Below are 16,080 nucleotides of genomic sequence, written 5' to 3' on the forward strand. Positions count from 1 at the left end.
CGGGCAATGACGGCATCTTATTTAAAGCAGTACTGCGACACTGTGCTGTGCTGGCTGATCCCGCTGTTTTTGCTGGTCGACTGTGTTAACGGTGCCTTGTTACAACTCTATGGCAGCAGTTTCAGCGTGTCGCTGTGGTATAAAATTGTCGTGTTGGCGCTGATGGCCATCGCGACGCTGCTGCAACAGGCAAAGTGGGCGCTGACGCTGTTACTGCTGCTTTTTTGTATGCTAATCGGCCCGGCCTTACATTGGCCGGAATTAGCCCGGCGCTGGATACTGGCCGATGTACAACTGGCGGTAAAAGCCTTAAGCCCATTGCTGGCGTTTAGTTACCTGACCGCGCTGGCCGGACGCGCGCCACTGAGTGCCAGGCGGCTGTTGCAACATACGCTGGCGCTCAGTGCTATTGTGCTGCTGCTCAATGCATTGGCTGGTGTTGCTGGTCTGGGTTTTACCGCCTATCAACCGCTTGACGGCGTAGCGCAGTCTTTTCTTGGGATCAAAGGTTTTTTCTATTCCACTAACGAGCTGTCAGCGGTGCTGTTGGTGATCAGTGCGGCCTTGCTTTGTCTTAGCTGGCCGCAACATAAGCTGGCCTATGTATTGTGCAGTATCACGGCCTTGCTGTTGGCGCTGTCACTGCTAACTAAAACCGGGCTATTTGGCGTTATGCTATTGGTACTGCTGGTACCGCTGTTACTGCAACCGGCGCCGTTTTGGCAGCAACAAAAAAAGCGGTTGCTGGTTTTCTCTGCGCTATTACTGCTGGCACTGTTGTTGCTGCTTGCCAACGCTGAAGCCTTGCTAAGGTTGCTGGGTATTTACGACAAGCTCAGTTTTGTTTATCAGCAGCGTGGTATCAGCGGCATACTGCTGTCATCGCGTGATTATTACGCCCAACAGATCTGGCAAACCGTCAGCACGCATTACCCTGATTGGCAGCGTATGCTGGGCGTAGGCCAGGGCGGAATTGCGCTGTACTTAAAGAAATACTTCGCCGAGCTGGATTGGTTTGATCTGTATGTGTTTTACGGTGTCGCGGGTATAGCCACATTTTTGCTGACCTTTGCCCTGTTTATCCGCCATAGCTGGCAGCGCTCAAGACAGGGTGTTGGCCGGGTGTTGTTGCTGTTAAATTTGCTATTGTTGGCGGTGGCGTCGATGGCAGGCCATATACTCAGCTCGGGTATGTTGTGGCTGCCGTGGGCACTGTGTAATGCGCTGTTGCTGCAAGGCGCGGCCAAGGCTGAGGTTGCTAACAGACGATGAAAGATTTATTGGAGCCATTTTTATATCCGCATAATCTGCTACTGCTGGGCTTACTGGCTGCCTGTATTGGCTATCGCAAAAAGGGCCTGTGGTTGCTGCTGGCTTTTTACTATCTGGCCGGTAATACCTGGCTGGCAAACCAGGTTCGGCACTGGTACAGCGGCTATATTGGCAGTTACAACATTAGCCCGGACAGCACCACGCTACTGCTGGGCTGCGGTGGTTCAGCCAGTTCGCTGCCGGCCTGTGCCAAAGCCCGCATCGATACGCTGGTTAGCCAGTTGCCAAAGCGCAGTAGTGTCGTTATTACGACCGAATACTGTCAGCCTTATGTGGAATATCTGTTAGCCCAGCCCCTTGAGTTGGCGCTGGATTGTTTTAATGGTGGCGACAATACCTATCAGGAGTTTAACAGTCTGGCCGCGCGCGGACTAAAACCGGATTATATTGTCAGCAGTGACTTTCATGCCTGGCGGGTTAGCCGGCTGATACAATACCACGGCTTATCCAGCAAGGTTATCGCAACCTCCAGCCAGACGTTACGGCAGGTAAACTGCAGTTATAACTGTTTTGTAACGGTAAACCTGAGCAACTTTGACTTTTACAGCAAGCTAACCGCCGAGTTTAGCAGTTACGCTGTATATCGTATAACAGCCAGTTGGACCGACTGGTATCAGCCGGCAACAAATTAGTTATCGCGCCTGTCAATTTCTGAATTCAGACATATACTTTGTGCTACGGCACTTGCGCCGGACTAACCAACGCCTGGCCGGGTTTGCTGCCTACCCCTAATGCCATGGCGGAGCCAAGCCATTTTTCAATCTGGCCTTGGCTGTCATATACCGCGACGGCGCGGGTCAGATGCCAGATATACTGACCATCTAAACGGCGAAAACGAAACTCAATATTGTACGGATCGCCGGTTTGCAGGCAGTGTTGCCAATGTGACATGACCCGTTCACGGTCTTCCGGGTGGACAATATCCAGCCAGTTTAGCAGTAAGTCTTCTGTTGGCATGCCGCTAAATACGGTCATCAGTTGGCTGACAAAGGTCAGTTGGCCATCGCTGGCGGCTGTCCACACCACTATGGGCATACTGTCGGCCCATTGTTGAAACCGCTGCTGCGCCTGTGCCAGACGCATTTCGCTCTGGTGTACGGCATTGCTGTCCTGTAGTACACCCTGCAACAGGGCATTGTCGTCGGCACTGCAATGGCCGATAATCCGCAACCAGCACGGAGGCGACGCGTCTGGCCGGCATGGACACTCAATGTCAAAAGCGGTGTGCTGCTCCTGACACGCGGTCAGGGCTTGCTGCAGTGCTGAGCGATAGTCGGGGTGAAATAACTGGCAAAACTGACTGACAGTAAGCTGCGTATCCGTGTTGCCTGCGAGCAGCAAAGCGGCTTGCGGACTGAGCCTGATCATTTTGCTGTGCGTATCCAGATACCAGCAGCCAAACCTGGCCAGCTGGCTAGCCAGCTCTAACTGTTGCTGCGTTAAGTTGTCACGGATTGCTGATTCGCGCTGTTGTAATTGCATGGCGGAGCGTGTTTGCAGGTAAATCAGCAATAGGCAAATGGCCGCACCGGCACGGTTCGCCAGCACATAGGCTGATGCAAAACCCGCCGGGGCAGCAGGTGACAACCAGTAACCCAACACTATGGCTGCCACCGCCAGCACAAAGCTGACATTAAGCACCCGGGGCTGGTTGAGCAGACTGGCTAACAATAACAGCGGCGCGTAAAGCACACCATGAGCAAAACCGAGCTGGGTCTGGCTGTCGGCAATAAGGATTAACAGTAACATTAAGTAAATCAGGTAAGCGGCGTTACTGTTGTCACGAAAATGTTGGATCCAATGGCTCATTGTCTGCATCCTGCAACCCAGTGTGGGCTAATTATGGTACAAAGGTTGTAAAGTTGAAAAAAATGAGGTGTCAGATGTGGAAATTTCTTCAGCGGCTGCTGTTATCTGTGGCGTTGTTATCCGGTTGTGCCAAAGCCGACAGCCTGCATTGGCAAACACTGGCACCTATGCCGCTGGCGGTGCAGGAAATTTACCCGGCCGTGCACAAGGGCAAAATTTATGTCGCCGGTGGCTTAAGTGATGCGTTAACACAAGACGTGCAGCAAATGACGGCAGCCGTGCAGGTATATGATGCCGCCGTGAATCGCTGGAGCATGGCAGCGTCGTTGCCCGAGCCGCGCCATCATGCCTATTTATTATCGGTTGATAATAAGCTGTTTTTATTCGGTGGTTTTATTATTGCCGACGGCGGGCGCTGGAGCGCCAGCGCCGATGTGTTGCTACTTGACGAAGAAGCACAACAGTGGCGCAAAGTGGCACAGTTGCCTAAGCCGCTGACGGAAACGGTGGCGGTAGTGTTAAACGGCAAAGTACATCTGGCCAGTGGTCGCTCGCCATCTGGCAGCGACAATGCGCAGTGGCGCGATCAGGCCGATGTTAACTGGCACTGGGTGTTTGACCCGCACAGTTTAAGCGTTACCGAAGCTGCACCCTTGCCGCAGGCGTTTAATAGCGCTACTGGCGTGGTATTAAATGACCGGTTTTATGTTGTTGGTGGCCGCCAGGTCGGCGGGGCTAACCTGGCACAGTTACAGCGTTTTGATGCGGCAACAAATAGCTGGCAGCCGCTTAGCGCCATGCCACAGGCGCAGGGCGGCTTGGCTGCAGCTGTGCTTGGCGATGCTCTACTGGTATTTGGCGGTGAGTATTTTGACCATGGTGGCGGGGTGTACCGCCAGGTGTGGCGCTATCAGGCCGGTACGGACAGCTGGCAACAGGCCGGCACTATGCCACTGCCACGCCATGGCTTAGGTGCCGTAAAGCTGAATAACCAGGTTTATGTGTTGGGCGGTGCGTCTGTTGTTGGCTTAAAAGCCACCTCTGCTGTGCTTGAAGTTGTGACGCAGCCACAATGATGAGTGCTCCCTCTGCCGTAATGCCCTGGCTGCTGGGCTTTTTACTGCCGTACCGTCGTCGGGTAATACTGGCGCTATTGTGCTTATTGCTCGGCTCGCTCAGCTGGCTGGCACTGGGCCAGGGCGTGCGCTTATTGGTAGATGAAGGCTTTGTCGCCAATAACAGCGCGCGGTTAAACCAGATTACGCTGGCTATTTTGCTGCTGTGTGCGCTAACGTCACTGGCGGTATTCTGCCGCTTTTACTTAATGACCTGGCTGGGCGAGCGGGTTAGTGCTGACATCCGCAACCGGGTGTATCAGCATATGCTTAAGCTGTCGCCCACCTTTTACAGCCAGATGCGCACCGGTGAGGTGATCTCGCGTTTTACCGCCGACACCACTCTGCTGCAAAGTGTGGTGGGTTCCAGTTTGTCCATGGCACTGCGCTCGGCGGTAACCGCTATTGGCGGCTTACTGATGATGGCCTTAACCAGCCTGAAAATGACGGCACTGGTGCTGCTGGCGGTGCCGCTGGTACTGTTGCCGATAATAGTGTTGGGGCGTAAGGTGCGCAAACTGTCGCGCGCCAGCCAGGATAAACTGGCAGATGTTGGCGCCTATGTTGATGAAAGCCTGCATGAAATTCATACCGTGCAGGCCTATGGCCACGAAGCTATTGATAAGCAGCACTTTGCCAGCCGCATTGAGCAGGTTATGCAGGCGGCACGGCAGCGTATTTTTTACCGCGCCTTGTTAATTGCAGCGGTAATGCTGCTGAGTATCAGCGCCATGGTGCTGATAAGCTGGGTTGGTGCTCAGGATGTGATGGCAGGTAAGGTTAGCGCCGGTGAGTTAACCGCCTTTATGTTTTACGCGGTAATGGTAGCAGGCAGCGCAGCCACCATCAGCGAAGTGATTGGTGATATCCAGCGCGCCGCCGGTGCCACTGAGCGCCTGATTGAACTGGCCAGCGCGCCGGTAGAGATCAGCTCGCCGTCAGTACCGGCGACATTACCGCTGCCGGTCGCCGGTGCGCTGTGTATTCGCCAGCTTAGTTTTGCCTACCCGCAAGTGGCTGATAAAACGGTGCTGCAGCAGCTGAATATGGCGATTAAACCCGGCGAGCGTATTGCTTTAGTTGGCCCCAGTGGCGCCGGTAAAACCACCTTGTTTCAGCTGTTACAGCGCTTTTACCAGCCTGGCGCGGGGCAAATTTTACTCGATGGTGTTGATATCAGCACGCTGGACTTAGCACAGCTGCGTGCCCAGTTTGCGCTGGTGCCACAGGACGCCGTTATTTTTGCTACTTCAGTGCTGGAAAATGTACGCTACGGCCGGCCTGATGCCAGCGAGCAGGAGGTGATAAACGCCTGTATTGCCGCCCGGGCTGATGGCTTTATCCGCGATTTTAGTGCGGGCTACGCCACTGAACTGGGCGAACGCGGCGTGCGCTTGTCCGGCGGGCAAAAACAGCGCATTGCCATCGCCCGTGCCATCTTAGCTGACCGGCCTGTGCTGTTGCTGGACGAGGCCACCAGCGCATTAGACGCCATTAGCGAGCAGCAGGTACAGCAGGCATTGGAGCATTTAATGCAGGGCAAAACCACACTGATTATTGCACATCGTTTAAGTACAGTGATTAATGCCGATCGTATTGTCCTGCTGGAGCAAGGCAAGCTGGTGGCAGTGGGCAACCACCAGCAGTTACTGCAGCAAAGTGCGTTGTATCAGCAACTGGCTGAGCTGCAGTTATTAAACTAGGTATTACTGGCAACCGCCACAGCAACTCTGGCCGTCGCTACCGTGCGCCGGTTTTGCCTGCGGCTGGACAAATAAAATTTCGTTTTCCAGCAAAATATGCTGCATTAAGTCTTCTTTTAGTTCCTGTAAGCCCAAATACAGCGCTGTCCAGGTATTGCACGCATCTGCCGGTAATCTGATGTTGTTGGTTAGCCTGTCTAAGGTTTCCAGCGCATCACCATGCTGCAGGTGCTCTTCTTCCATTACGCTTATCGGCCCGGACGGATAAATACCACCGGCTAACATTGGAAACAAAATTTGCTCCTCTTTCATCATGTGGCTTTCCAGTTCCTGGTACATCTCTTCCAGATGTTCGGCCAGGCCGGTTGGGCAATCCGGATCGGCAGCGTGTACATGCTCTACCCGGCGGGCTAAGCGGCTAAGCTCGGGCAATTGACGGCGGTGGCGCTGGTGAAAACGCTCTAGAATAAACTCAATCAGCTGTTTTACCGGTTTACTGCGCCAGTCGGTCAGCTCGCCGTCTTGCTGTTGCAACTGTTGCAGTGCACTGAGTATTGGCTCTGCCGCCAGCTGCTTATTCTCTAAAGCTTCACGCAGGCTATGTTTGCCGCCACAGCAAAAATCCAGTTTGTATTGATGAAATACCGCGGTGGCACCGGCAATGCTGGTGGCCAGCTGGCCCAAAGTGCGATCTAACAGGTTTTGCTGTGACAAAGGTAAGTTGCTAATAGCTGACATAAAAACTCCTGCTCAGGTAATGTAACGTTGCGCCATAGCGGCGCGGTTAAGCGTAAAAGGCAAGAGTCAGGCCAAAACTACCTCCTTTGATTTATATAGCTTTATTTTATGCTGTGGTACATTGAACCCGCAAAATTCAGGGTAATATCTACCCAAGGGTAAAAAACACCATGCTGGAAGAAAGTTTAGTTGCCGATTTAGTGACCGAGTTGCCCGCCGCCGTGCGCTTGCAACGTCTGGTGAGCACGCTGCGCAGTCATTTTAACTGCGGTGCCGTGGGGTTGTTGCATCTGGAGCACGATGTCCTCAAACCGGTGGCATTACATGGCCTGGTACGCGAAGCCCAGGGCCGGCGCTTTGTGGTGGCGCAGCATCCGCGTTTGGCGGCTATTCTGGCCAGCCGCAATCCGGTGCGGTTTGAGCCTGGCTCTGAGCTGCCCGATCCCTACGATGGCTTGCTGGCTGACCAGCCCGGCCAGGCCTTGCCGGTACACGATTGCATGGGCATCGCACTGTATATCGAAGGTCGCTGCTGGGGCGTACTAACGCTGGATGCACTGGATGCCGGCCGTTTCTCTGCGGCGGCCGTGCCAGACTTACAGCGCTACAGTTTGCTGGTTGAGGCCGCCGTGCGTATGACTGAGCTGGAGCAAGCCAACCGGGCGCTTCGGCTTAACCATCAGGCTGACGAGCAACAGTTTGAACCGGCCAGCAAGCAACGCTATGAGCTGATTGGCCAAAGCAGTGCGCTAAAGCAAATTTTGCAGGAACTGACCGTGGTGGCCAACTCAGACTTACCGGTACTGTTACTGGGTGAAACCGGTGTGGGTAAAGAACTGTTTGCCCGCCATTTGCACCGCAGCTCGGCGCGGGCCGCCAAGCCGATGATCTATATTAACTGCGCCGCTCTGCCGGAAAGCCTGGCCGAAAGTGAACTGTTTGGCCATAACAAAGGCGCTTTTTCCGGTGCCCACAGCGAACGCGCCGGCCGTTTTGAAGCGGCTGATGGCGGCACCTTGTTTTTAGATGAAGTGGGCGAGCTGCCGCTGGCGGTGCAGGCCAAGTTGCTGCGGGTATTACAAAACGGTGAAATTCAGCGGTTGGGCTCGGATAAAAGCCGCACCGTTAATGTGCGTCTGGTCGCAGCGACGAACAGAGATTTAAAGCAGCAGGTAAAAAGCGGCGAGTTTCGCGCTGACTTGTATCACCGTTTATCGGTATACCCGCTACCGATCCCCCCGCTGCGGGAGCGGCCGGAGGATATTCCGTTGCTGGCCGGCCATTTTCTCGAGCTAAACCGCAGCCGTTTGGGGCTGCGTGCGCTTAGGCTGTCGGAAGATGCTGAACTGGCGTTATTAAGCTATAGCTGGCCGGGTAATGTGCGGGAGCTGGAACATGTCATTAGCCGCGCCGCGATAAAAGCGCTGAGTCAGGGCGCGTTGCGCAGCGACATAGTGACTCTGGAAGCTGCACTGCTGGACCTGGATACGGTTCCAGCGGCCATAGTGCATACCGAGCAGCATGGCAATGCAGCACAGCAGGGTATAGGGCTAAAACAAGCGGTAAATCAGCTGCAGCGGCAGATGATCCAGCAGGCGCTGGCGCAGCACGATGGCAGCTGGTCGCAGGCCGCACGCCAGCTTGAGCTCGACCCGAGTAACCTGCATAAACTGGCACAGCGCTTAGGCCTTAAATAAAATGGGGGCAGAGTCCTCTGACCCCATTGTAACGGAGGGGATTTGACGTTAATACGACGAGTGTTTTGGCGCACGCTGGCAATATGCAGCCTGGTGCTGGGGTTAATAGGTATACCGCTACCGGTATTACCAACGGTGCCGTTTATTTTGCTCAGTGCCTGGTCGGCCGGTAAAGGCTGGCCGGCACTGGAGCAGCGTTTATTGGCGCACCCCAAGCTGGGGCCACCGGTGTTGGCCTGGCGTCAATCCGGTATCGTACCGCGGCGCGCTAAATACCTGGCCAGTGCCATGATGCTGCTAAGTGCACTGCTGCTGCAGTTATCCGCTGTAGCATTGCCGTTAAAACTGCTGTTACCTTGCTTTTTGCTGCTGGTGGCCCTATGGCTGTGGCGGCGGCCGGAGCAGCTTAATCAGGATCTCAAAGATGACAACACCCACTAAGCCCACCGAGCTGACGACACAACAGGCGCTGCGCTACAGCCGGCACTTAATGCTACCGGCACTGGATTTTCGCGGCCAGGAGGCATTGCTGGCAAGCTCGGTGCTGCTGATTGGTATGGGCGGCTTAGGCTGTGCGGCGGCGCCTTATTTAGTCGCCAGTGGCGTGGGTAATATAACGTTGGTTGATGACGATACCATTGACCGCAGTAACTTACAGCGGCAGATATTATACCGTGAGGCCGATATTGGCCTAAGCAAAGCACAGCAGGCCGCGGCGAGCCTGGGCCAGCTCAATGCTGACATTACTCTTGACGCTCTGCAGCAACGTTTAAGCGCAGCAGACTTAGCCGCGCTGGTGCCGCAGTATTCGCTGGTACTGGATTGCACTGATAACCTCGACACCCGCAATGCCATCAATGCGGCTTGTGTGAAGGCTAAAGTACCGTTGGTATCGGGCGCGGCTATCCGTTTTGAAGGCCAGGTTGCCAGCTTTAGCATGCAGGGTAAGGATGCTTGTTATCATTGCCTAAGCCAACTATTTGGTGAGCAACAACTTAGCTGTATGGAAGCGGGAATTTTAAGCCCGGTGGTCGGTGTTATCGGCGTGATGCAGGCGCTGGAAGCGGTAAAAATTCTCGCTGGCGTTGGTACCCCCTTGTATGGCAAGTTACAGCTGTTTGATGGTTTAACCAGCCAGTGGCGCCAGTTTAACTTAATAAAAGATCCCGCTTGCAGCGTCTGTGGCGGCAGTCAAACTAACCCGGCGCAATAAAGAACAATAAAGGACAATAGCTATGCTGTTTAACATCATCAGTCTGTTAGTGGTTGTGCTGACATCTTCTATGGCTGTGGCTGATACGGTGTATGTAGTGCGCCATGCTGAAAAACACGCCGAGGGCAAAGATCCGGCGCTCACCGCCTGTGGTCAGGCGCGCGCCGAAGCACTGGCGAGCAGTTTGGCCGGCGTTAAACTGGCCGCTGTTTACGCTACGCCCTATCAGCGTACCCGGCAAACGGCCGCGGCGGTGGCGAAACAGCAACAGCTTGATATCACGCAGTACGATCCACGTCAGCCAGAGGTTTTGCTCGCGCAGTTAAAAACGCAAACCATGCCGGTATTGGTGGTAGGGCACAGTAATACGGTGCCTGAGTTAGTTGAGTTGTTAAGCGGTATCGCCATGGCACCACTGACCGAGCAAGACTACGACTTGTTGTATCAGGTTAAACTGACCACGCCGGCCAGTGTTAACATCAGCCGGCAGAGTTTTCGCTGTCAACAAGTTGAATAAAGCGGCTATGCATTATTACGGTGTGTAGTTGGCAACCAAAGCGCTGGCCGGGTGTTTTTGCTTAGCATCTTTTATTAACAAAACCAGGTTGGTTTTTCTGTTCACTATCGGTATACTTTTGTGCGTTATTTAGCCTAAGAAGGATAATTTGATGATTGTTGCAATTACCCACCCGGCGAAGGCTGCGGCGTAAGTAAAACTTTTACCTTTTTGCCTTAACCTGCCTTTGCCCGGTGTCTGCTGACCGGGAACTCTGCTAACCGCTTAATACGGTTACCTTAGTCTTATTCCAGAGCTCCTAACCATTTTTACTGTGCGCGCAGTGCTTCACTGTGGGCAGAAGGAAATGACATGAACTTACCCTCAACATTACAACACCTGGGGTGGCAGGCTTTTTTTCAACAACAACTTACGTTGCAGGAATTTGAACACTGCATTATCGCCCGGGTTACGGCACATCACCGCAGTGGCTATGAGCTGATAACACTACAGGGCCCGTGCCGTTTAATGGCCAGCACCACGTTGCCGCCGATAACCATTGGCGATTGGCTGCTGTTAGATGCCGCTGGCGGTTTTATCCGGCTGCTAAGCAGAAAGTCGTTGTTTAAACGTAAAGCCGCGGGTAGCCAGCTGGCCGAGCAACTTATTGCTGCTAACGTCGATACGCTGATTATTGTCTGCTCGTTAAACCATGACTTTAATTTAAGCCGGATAGAGCGCTACCTCACCCTGGCGCACGACGCTGGTGCCGAGCCGTTACTGGTATTAACCAAGATGGACCTATGCGCCGATGTCGACGCCTTTTTGCAGCAGGTTAAACAGCTGGACGCCATGCTGATGGTCGAGGTTGTTAATGCGCTTGATGCCAGTTGCAGCAGTACCTTGCAGCACTGGTGTAAAGCTGGTAACACCTTAGCGGTGGTGGGGTCTTCTGGTGTCGGTAAATCGACGTTAGTGAATACCCTCACTGGCAGTGGCGGCCAAAAAACCGCAGCAATACGTGCTGACGATAGCAAAGGCCGACATACGACAACAGGGCGCTCCATGCATTTTATTGCCGGCGGCGCCGTAGTAATTGATACACCCGGTATGCGTGAGCTGCAGCTGACAGACTGTGACGAGGGCATTCGCCGCGCGTTTGCCGACATTGACGCCCTGGCCAGCCAATGCCGCTTCAGTGACTGTCAGCATGTTGCTGAACCAGGCTGCGCGGTACAACAGGCTATTGCGCAAGGGGTTTTAGAGGCAAGGCGATTGACCAACTACCAGAAGCTAAACGCCGAACAGGCACGCAACGGCGCATCACTGCAGCAAAAGCGCGCCCACGAGCGGCAATTTAGCAAGCTGGTAAAGTCGGTTAAATCACTTAAAGCGCAAAAATACCGCGATTAGCACAGCATACGCCGCCGAAAGGCGGCGTTTTTTTGATAGCCGCAGGCTTGGGCGATTTTACCTATTGGCCATCCGCTAATGTTAAACCTAAAAAATGGCCGAAAAAGTGAATTTAATGGCCATTCGGCCGGCAGCTTATTTGCTACAGTAGCCAAAATTAGCTGACGAAGAGGCTGTTATGGTTACGGTAGGCATTATTATTTATCCGGATATTCAGGCAATAGATCTGGCCGGGGCGCTGGATTGCTTTGGTCAGGCGAACCAGGAACTGCTGGCAGCCGGGCAACAACCGTATTACCGCCAGTGTATTGTTGGCCTGAATACGGCGCCGCTGTGTGCTGAAAATGGCCTGCAATTAACCGCTCAGTACTCACTGGATAGCTGCCCTAAGCTGGACTATTTGGTTATTCCCGGTGGGGCAGGTGCCAGAAAGCTAGCGGCCAATCAGGATTTTATGCACTGGCTGTGTCAGCGCAGTATTGATACCGATAAGGTGCTATCTATCTGTACCGGTGCCTATCTGCTGGCGCACAGTGGCTTGGTTAACGGTTTGCCACTGGCAACACATTGGCGCTTTGCCGCCGATTTACAGACACGCTATCCAAAGGTGCAGGTAAACGCCACTGAGCTGTATGTTAAATCGGGCAAGTTTTACTCGTCCGGCGGCATGACAGCGGGTATCGATTTATGTTTGGCGGTGATTGAACAAGATCTTGGCGTAGCCATTGCTCAGGCGGTCGCCCGGGAACTGGTGATGTATCTGCGCCGCAGTGGCGACCAGTCACAATATGCCAGCCCGTTAAAAATTCAACACAGTGGCGAGCAGCGTTTTATCCAATTACAACAATGGTTGCTGGCTAATTTAACTAAACCCTTAACGGTAGCCGATATGGCTGAACAAGTGGCGCTGAGCGAGCGCCAGTTTCGCCGGGTATTTCGCGAGCGGTTTGCTATGGCGCCGGTGCAGTATCTGCAGCAACTGCGGCTGGACAAAGCCCGTAGCTTGTTGCTGTGTGACGGCTACAGCCTGCAGCGTATTTGTACTGAAGTGGGTATCAAGGACCCACGCAGCTTGATCCGGCTGTTTAATATCGCTTTTGGCTGCACCCCCGGTGAGTACAGGCAGCGCTTTTGTTAGGGCTAATTAAGTTGATAATGACCGATAAAGCGTAAGTAATCTGCCTTGGCGGCTATGTTGCTTTTGGCAGGATATCGCTGTGTACCATTTGCAGCAGTTTATAGGCGTCGCTTAAATCACAGTTTTCATGGTCGCGTTTTTTATAGCCCAGTGTGGTCAGTTCTATATGCCAGGTGGGCACTACGTCTACTGTGGCCAGGGTTTGTTTTACGCAGTTAAGCGGGCAGCCATCTATTGCCAGTATTGGCCGGCCGGACTGGGCCACTTTTACCAGCGGCTTTACTTTGCCGCCAACCCCGGCAATGCAGGACATTTGTGCTGAGCCTTCGCGGTCAAGCACTACGGCTAAGTCATTGGCCAGTTGGGCAACGTTTGAGCAGCCGGAGCAGGCATACACCAGCGGTTTGTCTTGGTAGTCGGTGTTCATACTGGGCTCCGTTGTTGTAGAGATATTTACCCAGTGTAAAAGCTGTTGCAGCTGGCGGCTTGATATAAATCAAAGCCGCCGCAGCCTTACCTCTTCAGGGGTAAATTGGCACAACGACACAAGGTAGGGGGGATTTAAATAGCGTCGGTTGCAATTCCCGCTATGCTCGCCACAGCAACTCGCCCTACTGCCTGCGGCAGGGCTCAGACACTCTGTGGCTGCGCTATCGGGATTCCAACCTCGCTTCGAGAGTAAGCTTCTGCATTCAAATGTTAGCCTGGCCGGCCATCTGGCCTGGGGGTGGTGAGCACCGGAAAATACACCAGCACGTAAAGCGCATAGGCCAACACCCAGCCGCCGACACCCAACCACAGCCATTGCATGGTTTGCGCTGGCCACAGCCAAATGAATATCGTGCGGCTAATGGCGGCTGCCAATACCAGCAAAAACGCCAGTGACATCACCGCATGTGGCTTTAACAGGCGGCCACTGTGGCCTAAGGATACCCGCGCCATCATGCTTAAAATCATGCTGCCCATGGCGCCAGCGGTTAACGCATGCAGTGCAACACTGTTGCTGATATTCACGCCGGCGTAGCGGGCACTGTAAAGCGCCAGGCCAAGCGGTATGCACCAATAGGCGACATGCAGTGACCACAATAGCGGTACCTTTAGCGTGAGCCAGATTTTCCAGCGCAGGCAGCGCAGGCCAAGCAGCAGGGCACTTAAACCAAATAAACTGCTGATCGCCAGTGGCGGCAGGTATGGCGTCAGGGCAAAAAAGTGTAAGACAAAAATCAGCCACAAGGATGCCAGCGCCGCGCGATCCAGCCAGACAATAGCCTCGACCTTTTTGGTTTGGGTGCCATTGGCGGTAAACATCGGCAATACGCGGCCGCCGACAATCGCCATTAGCAGGGTGATAAGCCACACCGCATTCTGGCTACCCAGTTGCACCAGTTCATAGCGCGATGTTGCTACGCCGACATACATCAGTAAGTTGCAGGCTGTCAGTAACAATAACACCGGAATAAAAAACAGGTTGCGCTGCTGGCCGGTTTTAATCAGCGGTATGGCCAGCAAATAAGCGCATAGCGGTAAAAAGCTTAAATCTACAGCCGCCACCAGATACAGCGGCAAACCCTGGCCAAATAGCAGCAATAACCGGCCAGCCAGCCATAGCAGGCTGATAAACAATAAGCTTTTGCCATGCGGTGCACGTAGCCCGGTCCAGTTTTGTACTGCGGTGAGCAAAAAGCCAATCACAATGGCGCTGACAAAACCAAACAACATTTCATGGCTATGCCAAAACAACACATTGGCAAAGGGGGTTAGCTGAAGCTGGCCAGCCAGCGTCAGGCCCCACAGCAGCATGGCGATGGCGCTAAAAGCGGCACCAAATAAAAACATTGGCCGAAACGCCTGGCGTAGCAGGGGTAACAGCTTTTGCTCAGTAGCCAGATCGGTTATTTGCATGTGTTGTCCTCGAGCTCAGAAGTGTCATCATCAAGTAAGAAATTATTGCTGCGCGCCTGTGCCAGTCGTTGCTGATATTGTGCGGCCTGATTGGCAAAAAACATGGTGATCATACACAGCGCCAGCACACCGTATAAGATCATAAAACAACCGGTGACTATGCCCAGCACATCCTGTGCTACGCCAAATAAAATGGGTAAGGTGCAACCGCCTAAAGCGCCAATGGCAGCAACAAAGCCACCGGCGCTGCCCATATGCTGTGGGTAGTAGTCGTGAATCACTTTGTACACACTGGCACGGCCAAAGCCCTGTGCTACGCCGATGATAAAAATCAGTAAGGTAAACCACCAGACATTAACGCCAATTTCCAGCCTAACGTCTTTGTGCAAACCATGAATAATCAGCGTTGTTGGCGGGTAACTTAAAAAAAACAGGCAGACAATGCAGACCCAGAATACGCTCCAGTTTACCGCCCGGCCGCCATAGCGATCGGCAAACCAGCCACCCAACGCCCTGACCATGCTGGAGGTGGCAACAAAGAACAAGGTAAAGGCCATCGCCTGCTGCGCATCCATAGCATAGGCCTGCATATAGTACTGTGGCAGCCACAGCAGCAGGGCTAAAAAGCTACCAAATACAAAGTAGTAATATAGCGAAAAGCGCCAGATGCGCGCGTCACTGCAAAGCTGGCGCAGGCTAAGTGCTTGGTGTTTGGCGGGGCTGAACGGCGGCGGCTCTTTTGGCGCCAGCAAGACAAACAGCAGGCTGATCAGCAGCATGCCACCGGCATATAAAGGCCCGACCCATTGCCAGCCAGCATGGTTAATGGCCAGTGGTACCAGCACAAAGGTAATGGCTACACCGGCATTGCCAACACCAAATATGCCCAGTGCCCGGCCCTGACGGCTGGAAGCAAACCACTGGCTGACATAACGCACACCAAAGGTAAAAGACACACCGCTAATACCAAACCACAGTCCCAGCCATAAATAACCGCTATAGCTATCCACCGTTGGCAGCAGCAACAAGGCCGGTATCACCGCCAGCATTTGGTATAGCCACAACAGCCTTGCACTGACACGGTCAGCAAGGATCCCCAGCGGTATACGTAATAGCGCACCGGTTAAAATAGGCGCAGCTAATAAAAAGCCGTATTCGGTCGCGCTAAGCTCAAGTTGTTGCTGTAGCTGCAGCCCCATAACTGCATACAGTGTCCAGACTGAAAAACAGGCAGCAAAAGCCAGCGTCGCCAGCAATAACGCCCGGTTAGCACCGTTTAGCGTGGCCTGACTCAGGCTGGTGGCAGCAGGTGGCGGCATAACAAAACATCCGGCAAACAGTATTACTGCTTAGTGTAACGCCAAAGCCGGAGGCTGCTGCAACGAAGAGGGTGTACCTCTGACGCGCCGGCAGCGTCTTGCGGCGGTTAGCGCTTTAGCCAAAGTGGGTATAAGTGGCAGCCAGGCCTGGTGTTGGTGGCAAAGATGCGGCTACCTATAAAGTGGTATCTGCTTGTTTTAGTGA

General features: G+C 53.6%; 15 protein-coding genes. 10 read left to right on the forward strand and 5 right to left on the reverse strand.

Annotated elements, in window-relative coordinates; all coding sequences use genetic code 11:
- Positions 1-6 precede the first annotated feature (6 nt).
- Both EYB30_RS18295 and EYB30_RS18300 read left to right on the forward strand, forming a co-directional pair.
- Positions 7-1,272: an O-antigen ligase family protein gene (locus tag EYB30_RS18295; RefSeq protein ID WP_166841014.1), complete on the forward strand. Its 1,266-nt coding sequence runs from the start codon at positions 7-9 to the stop codon at positions 1,270-1,272.
- Entirely contained in the window at positions 1,269-1,964 is a 696-nt protein-coding gene (locus EYB30_RS18300) for a YdcF family protein (RefSeq protein WP_166841016.1), read from the forward strand. Before EYB30_RS18295 ends, EYB30_RS18300 begins: the two co-directional genes overlap by 4 nt.
- Positions 1,965-2,007: 43 nt before the next feature.
- Here EYB30_RS18300 and EYB30_RS18305 read toward each other — a convergent pair whose 3' ends face one another.
- Entirely contained in the window at positions 2,008-3,141 is a 1,134-nt protein-coding gene (locus tag EYB30_RS18305; RefSeq protein WP_166841018.1) for a PAS domain-containing protein, read from the reverse strand.
- A gap of 74 nt (positions 3,142-3,215) precedes the next feature.
- Between EYB30_RS18305 and EYB30_RS18310 the strand changes: the two genes are divergently transcribed.
- Positions 3,216-4,217, forward strand: coding sequence for a Kelch repeat-containing protein (locus EYB30_RS18310; RefSeq protein WP_166841020.1), 1,002 nt, complete (start codon positions 3,216-3,218; stop codon positions 4,215-4,217).
- Complete coding sequence (locus EYB30_RS18315) at positions 4,214-5,959, forward strand: ABC transporter transmembrane domain-containing protein (protein ID WP_323601806.1); 1,746 nt, start codon at positions 4,214-4,216, stop codon at positions 5,957-5,959. The genes EYB30_RS18310 and EYB30_RS18315 overlap by 4 nt, the downstream gene beginning before the upstream one ends.
- A 3-nt stretch (positions 5,960-5,962) precedes the next feature.
- On the opposite strand, the gene ytfE is transcribed toward EYB30_RS18315, so the two are convergent.
- Positions 5,963-6,697 carry an iron-sulfur cluster repair protein YtfE gene (gene ytfE / locus EYB30_RS18320; RefSeq protein WP_166841022.1) on the reverse strand — a complete coding sequence of 245 codons (735 nt, stop codon included), beginning with the start codon at positions 6,695-6,697 and terminating at the stop codon, positions 5,963-5,965.
- 170 nt (positions 6,698-6,867) lie between these two features.
- On the opposite strand from ytfE, the gene norR reads away from it, so the two are divergent.
- The 6 genes from norR (at position 6,868) to EYB30_RS18350 (ending at position 12,654) form a co-directional block, all read left to right on the forward strand.
- A complete protein-coding gene (norR, locus tag EYB30_RS18325) occupies positions 6,868-8,394 on the forward strand; it encodes a nitric oxide reductase transcriptional regulator NorR (RefSeq protein WP_166841024.1) in 1,527 nt (508 codons plus the stop codon).
- A 42-nt stretch (positions 8,395-8,436) separates the two neighbouring features.
- The gene (locus EYB30_RS18330) at positions 8,437-8,835 is read left to right on the forward strand and encodes a YbaN family protein (protein WP_206674692.1); all 399 of its coding nucleotides are present in this window, start codon (positions 8,437-8,439) and stop codon (positions 8,833-8,835) included.
- The gene (gene moeB / locus EYB30_RS18335) at positions 8,819-9,607 is read left to right on the forward strand and encodes a molybdopterin-synthase adenylyltransferase MoeB (RefSeq protein WP_166841026.1); all 789 of its coding nucleotides are present in this window, start codon (positions 8,819-8,821) and stop codon (positions 9,605-9,607) included. The genes EYB30_RS18330 and moeB overlap by 17 nt, the downstream gene beginning before the upstream one ends.
- A gap of 22 nt (positions 9,608-9,629) precedes the next feature.
- Complete coding sequence (locus tag EYB30_RS18340; protein WP_166841028.1) at positions 9,630-10,124, forward strand: SixA phosphatase family protein; 495 nt, start codon at positions 9,630-9,632, stop codon at positions 10,122-10,124.
- Between the two features lie 351 nt (positions 10,125-10,475).
- On the forward strand, positions 10,476-11,516 hold the full coding sequence (rsgA, locus tag EYB30_RS18345) for a ribosome small subunit-dependent GTPase A (protein WP_166841030.1): 1,041 nt from the start codon (positions 10,476-10,478) through the stop codon (positions 11,514-11,516).
- 178 nt (positions 11,517-11,694) lie between these two features.
- Complete coding sequence (locus EYB30_RS18350; protein ID WP_166841032.1) at positions 11,695-12,654, forward strand: GlxA family transcriptional regulator; 960 nt, start codon at positions 11,695-11,697, stop codon at positions 12,652-12,654.
- Positions 12,655-12,706: 52 nt separating this feature from the next.
- On the opposite strand, the gene EYB30_RS18355 is transcribed toward EYB30_RS18350, so the two are convergent.
- The 3 genes from EYB30_RS18355 to EYB30_RS18365 all read right to left on the reverse strand — a co-directional run bounded on the left by EYB30_RS18355 (position 12,707) and on the right by EYB30_RS18365 (position 15,875).
- A complete protein-coding gene (locus EYB30_RS18355; protein ID WP_166841034.1) occupies positions 12,707-13,081 on the reverse strand; it encodes a putative zinc-binding protein in 375 nt (124 codons plus the stop codon).
- Between the two features lie 272 nt (positions 13,082-13,353).
- Entirely contained in the window at positions 13,354-14,556 is a 1,203-nt protein-coding gene (locus EYB30_RS18360; protein ID WP_166841036.1) for an NnrS family protein, read from the reverse strand.
- Positions 14,547-15,875 carry an MFS transporter gene (locus EYB30_RS18365; protein WP_166841038.1) on the reverse strand — a complete coding sequence of 443 codons (1,329 nt, stop codon included), beginning with the start codon at positions 15,873-15,875 and terminating at the stop codon, positions 14,547-14,549. Before EYB30_RS18365 ends, EYB30_RS18360 begins: the two co-directional genes overlap by 10 nt.
- Between the last annotated feature and the right edge of the window lie 205 nt (positions 15,876-16,080).

This window comes from Rheinheimera pleomorphica (assembly GCF_011634895.1).
Lineage (GTDB): Bacteria > Pseudomonadota > Gammaproteobacteria > Enterobacterales > Alteromonadaceae > Alishewanella > Alishewanella pleomorphica.

Excerpts from the sequence above, each read along its gene's own strand:
- EYB30_RS18295 (WP_166841014.1), top strand. The coding sequence starts at position 7 with ATGACGGCATCTTATTTAAAGCAGTACTGCGACACTGTGCTGTGCTGG.
- EYB30_RS18300 (WP_166841016.1), top strand. The coding sequence starts at position 1,269 with ATGAAAGATTTATTGGAGCCATTTTTATATCCGCATAATCTGCTACTG.
- EYB30_RS18305 (WP_166841018.1), bottom strand. The coding sequence starts at position 3,141 with ATGAGCCATTGGATCCAACATTTTCGTGACAACAGTAACGCCGCTTAC.
- EYB30_RS18310 (WP_166841020.1), top strand. The coding sequence starts at position 3,216 with ATGTGGAAATTTCTTCAGCGGCTGCTGTTATCTGTGGCGTTGTTATCC.
- EYB30_RS18315 (WP_323601806.1), top strand. The coding sequence starts at position 4,214 with ATGATGAGTGCTCCCTCTGCCGTAATGCCCTGGCTGCTGGGCTTTTTA.
- ytfE (WP_166841022.1), bottom strand. The coding sequence starts at position 6,697 with ATGTCAGCTATTAGCAACTTACCTTTGTCACAGCAAAACCTGTTAGAT.
- norR (WP_166841024.1), top strand. The coding sequence starts at position 6,868 with ATGCTGGAAGAAAGTTTAGTTGCCGATTTAGTGACCGAGTTGCCCGCC.
- moeB (WP_166841026.1), top strand. The coding sequence starts at position 8,819 with ATGACAACACCCACTAAGCCCACCGAGCTGACGACACAACAGGCGCTG.
- EYB30_RS18340 (WP_166841028.1), top strand. The coding sequence starts at position 9,630 with ATGCTGTTTAACATCATCAGTCTGTTAGTGGTTGTGCTGACATCTTCT.
- rsgA (WP_166841030.1), top strand. The coding sequence starts at position 10,476 with ATGAACTTACCCTCAACATTACAACACCTGGGGTGGCAGGCTTTTTTT.
- EYB30_RS18350 (WP_166841032.1), top strand. The coding sequence starts at position 11,695 with ATGGTTACGGTAGGCATTATTATTTATCCGGATATTCAGGCAATAGAT.
- EYB30_RS18355 (WP_166841034.1), bottom strand. The coding sequence starts at position 13,081 with ATGAACACCGACTACCAAGACAAACCGCTGGTGTATGCCTGCTCCGGC.
- EYB30_RS18360 (WP_166841036.1), bottom strand. The coding sequence starts at position 14,556 with ATGCAAATAACCGATCTGGCTACTGAGCAAAAGCTGTTACCCCTGCTA.
- EYB30_RS18365 (WP_166841038.1), bottom strand. The coding sequence starts at position 15,875 with ATGCCGCCACCTGCTGCCACCAGCCTGAGTCAGGCCACGCTAAACGGT.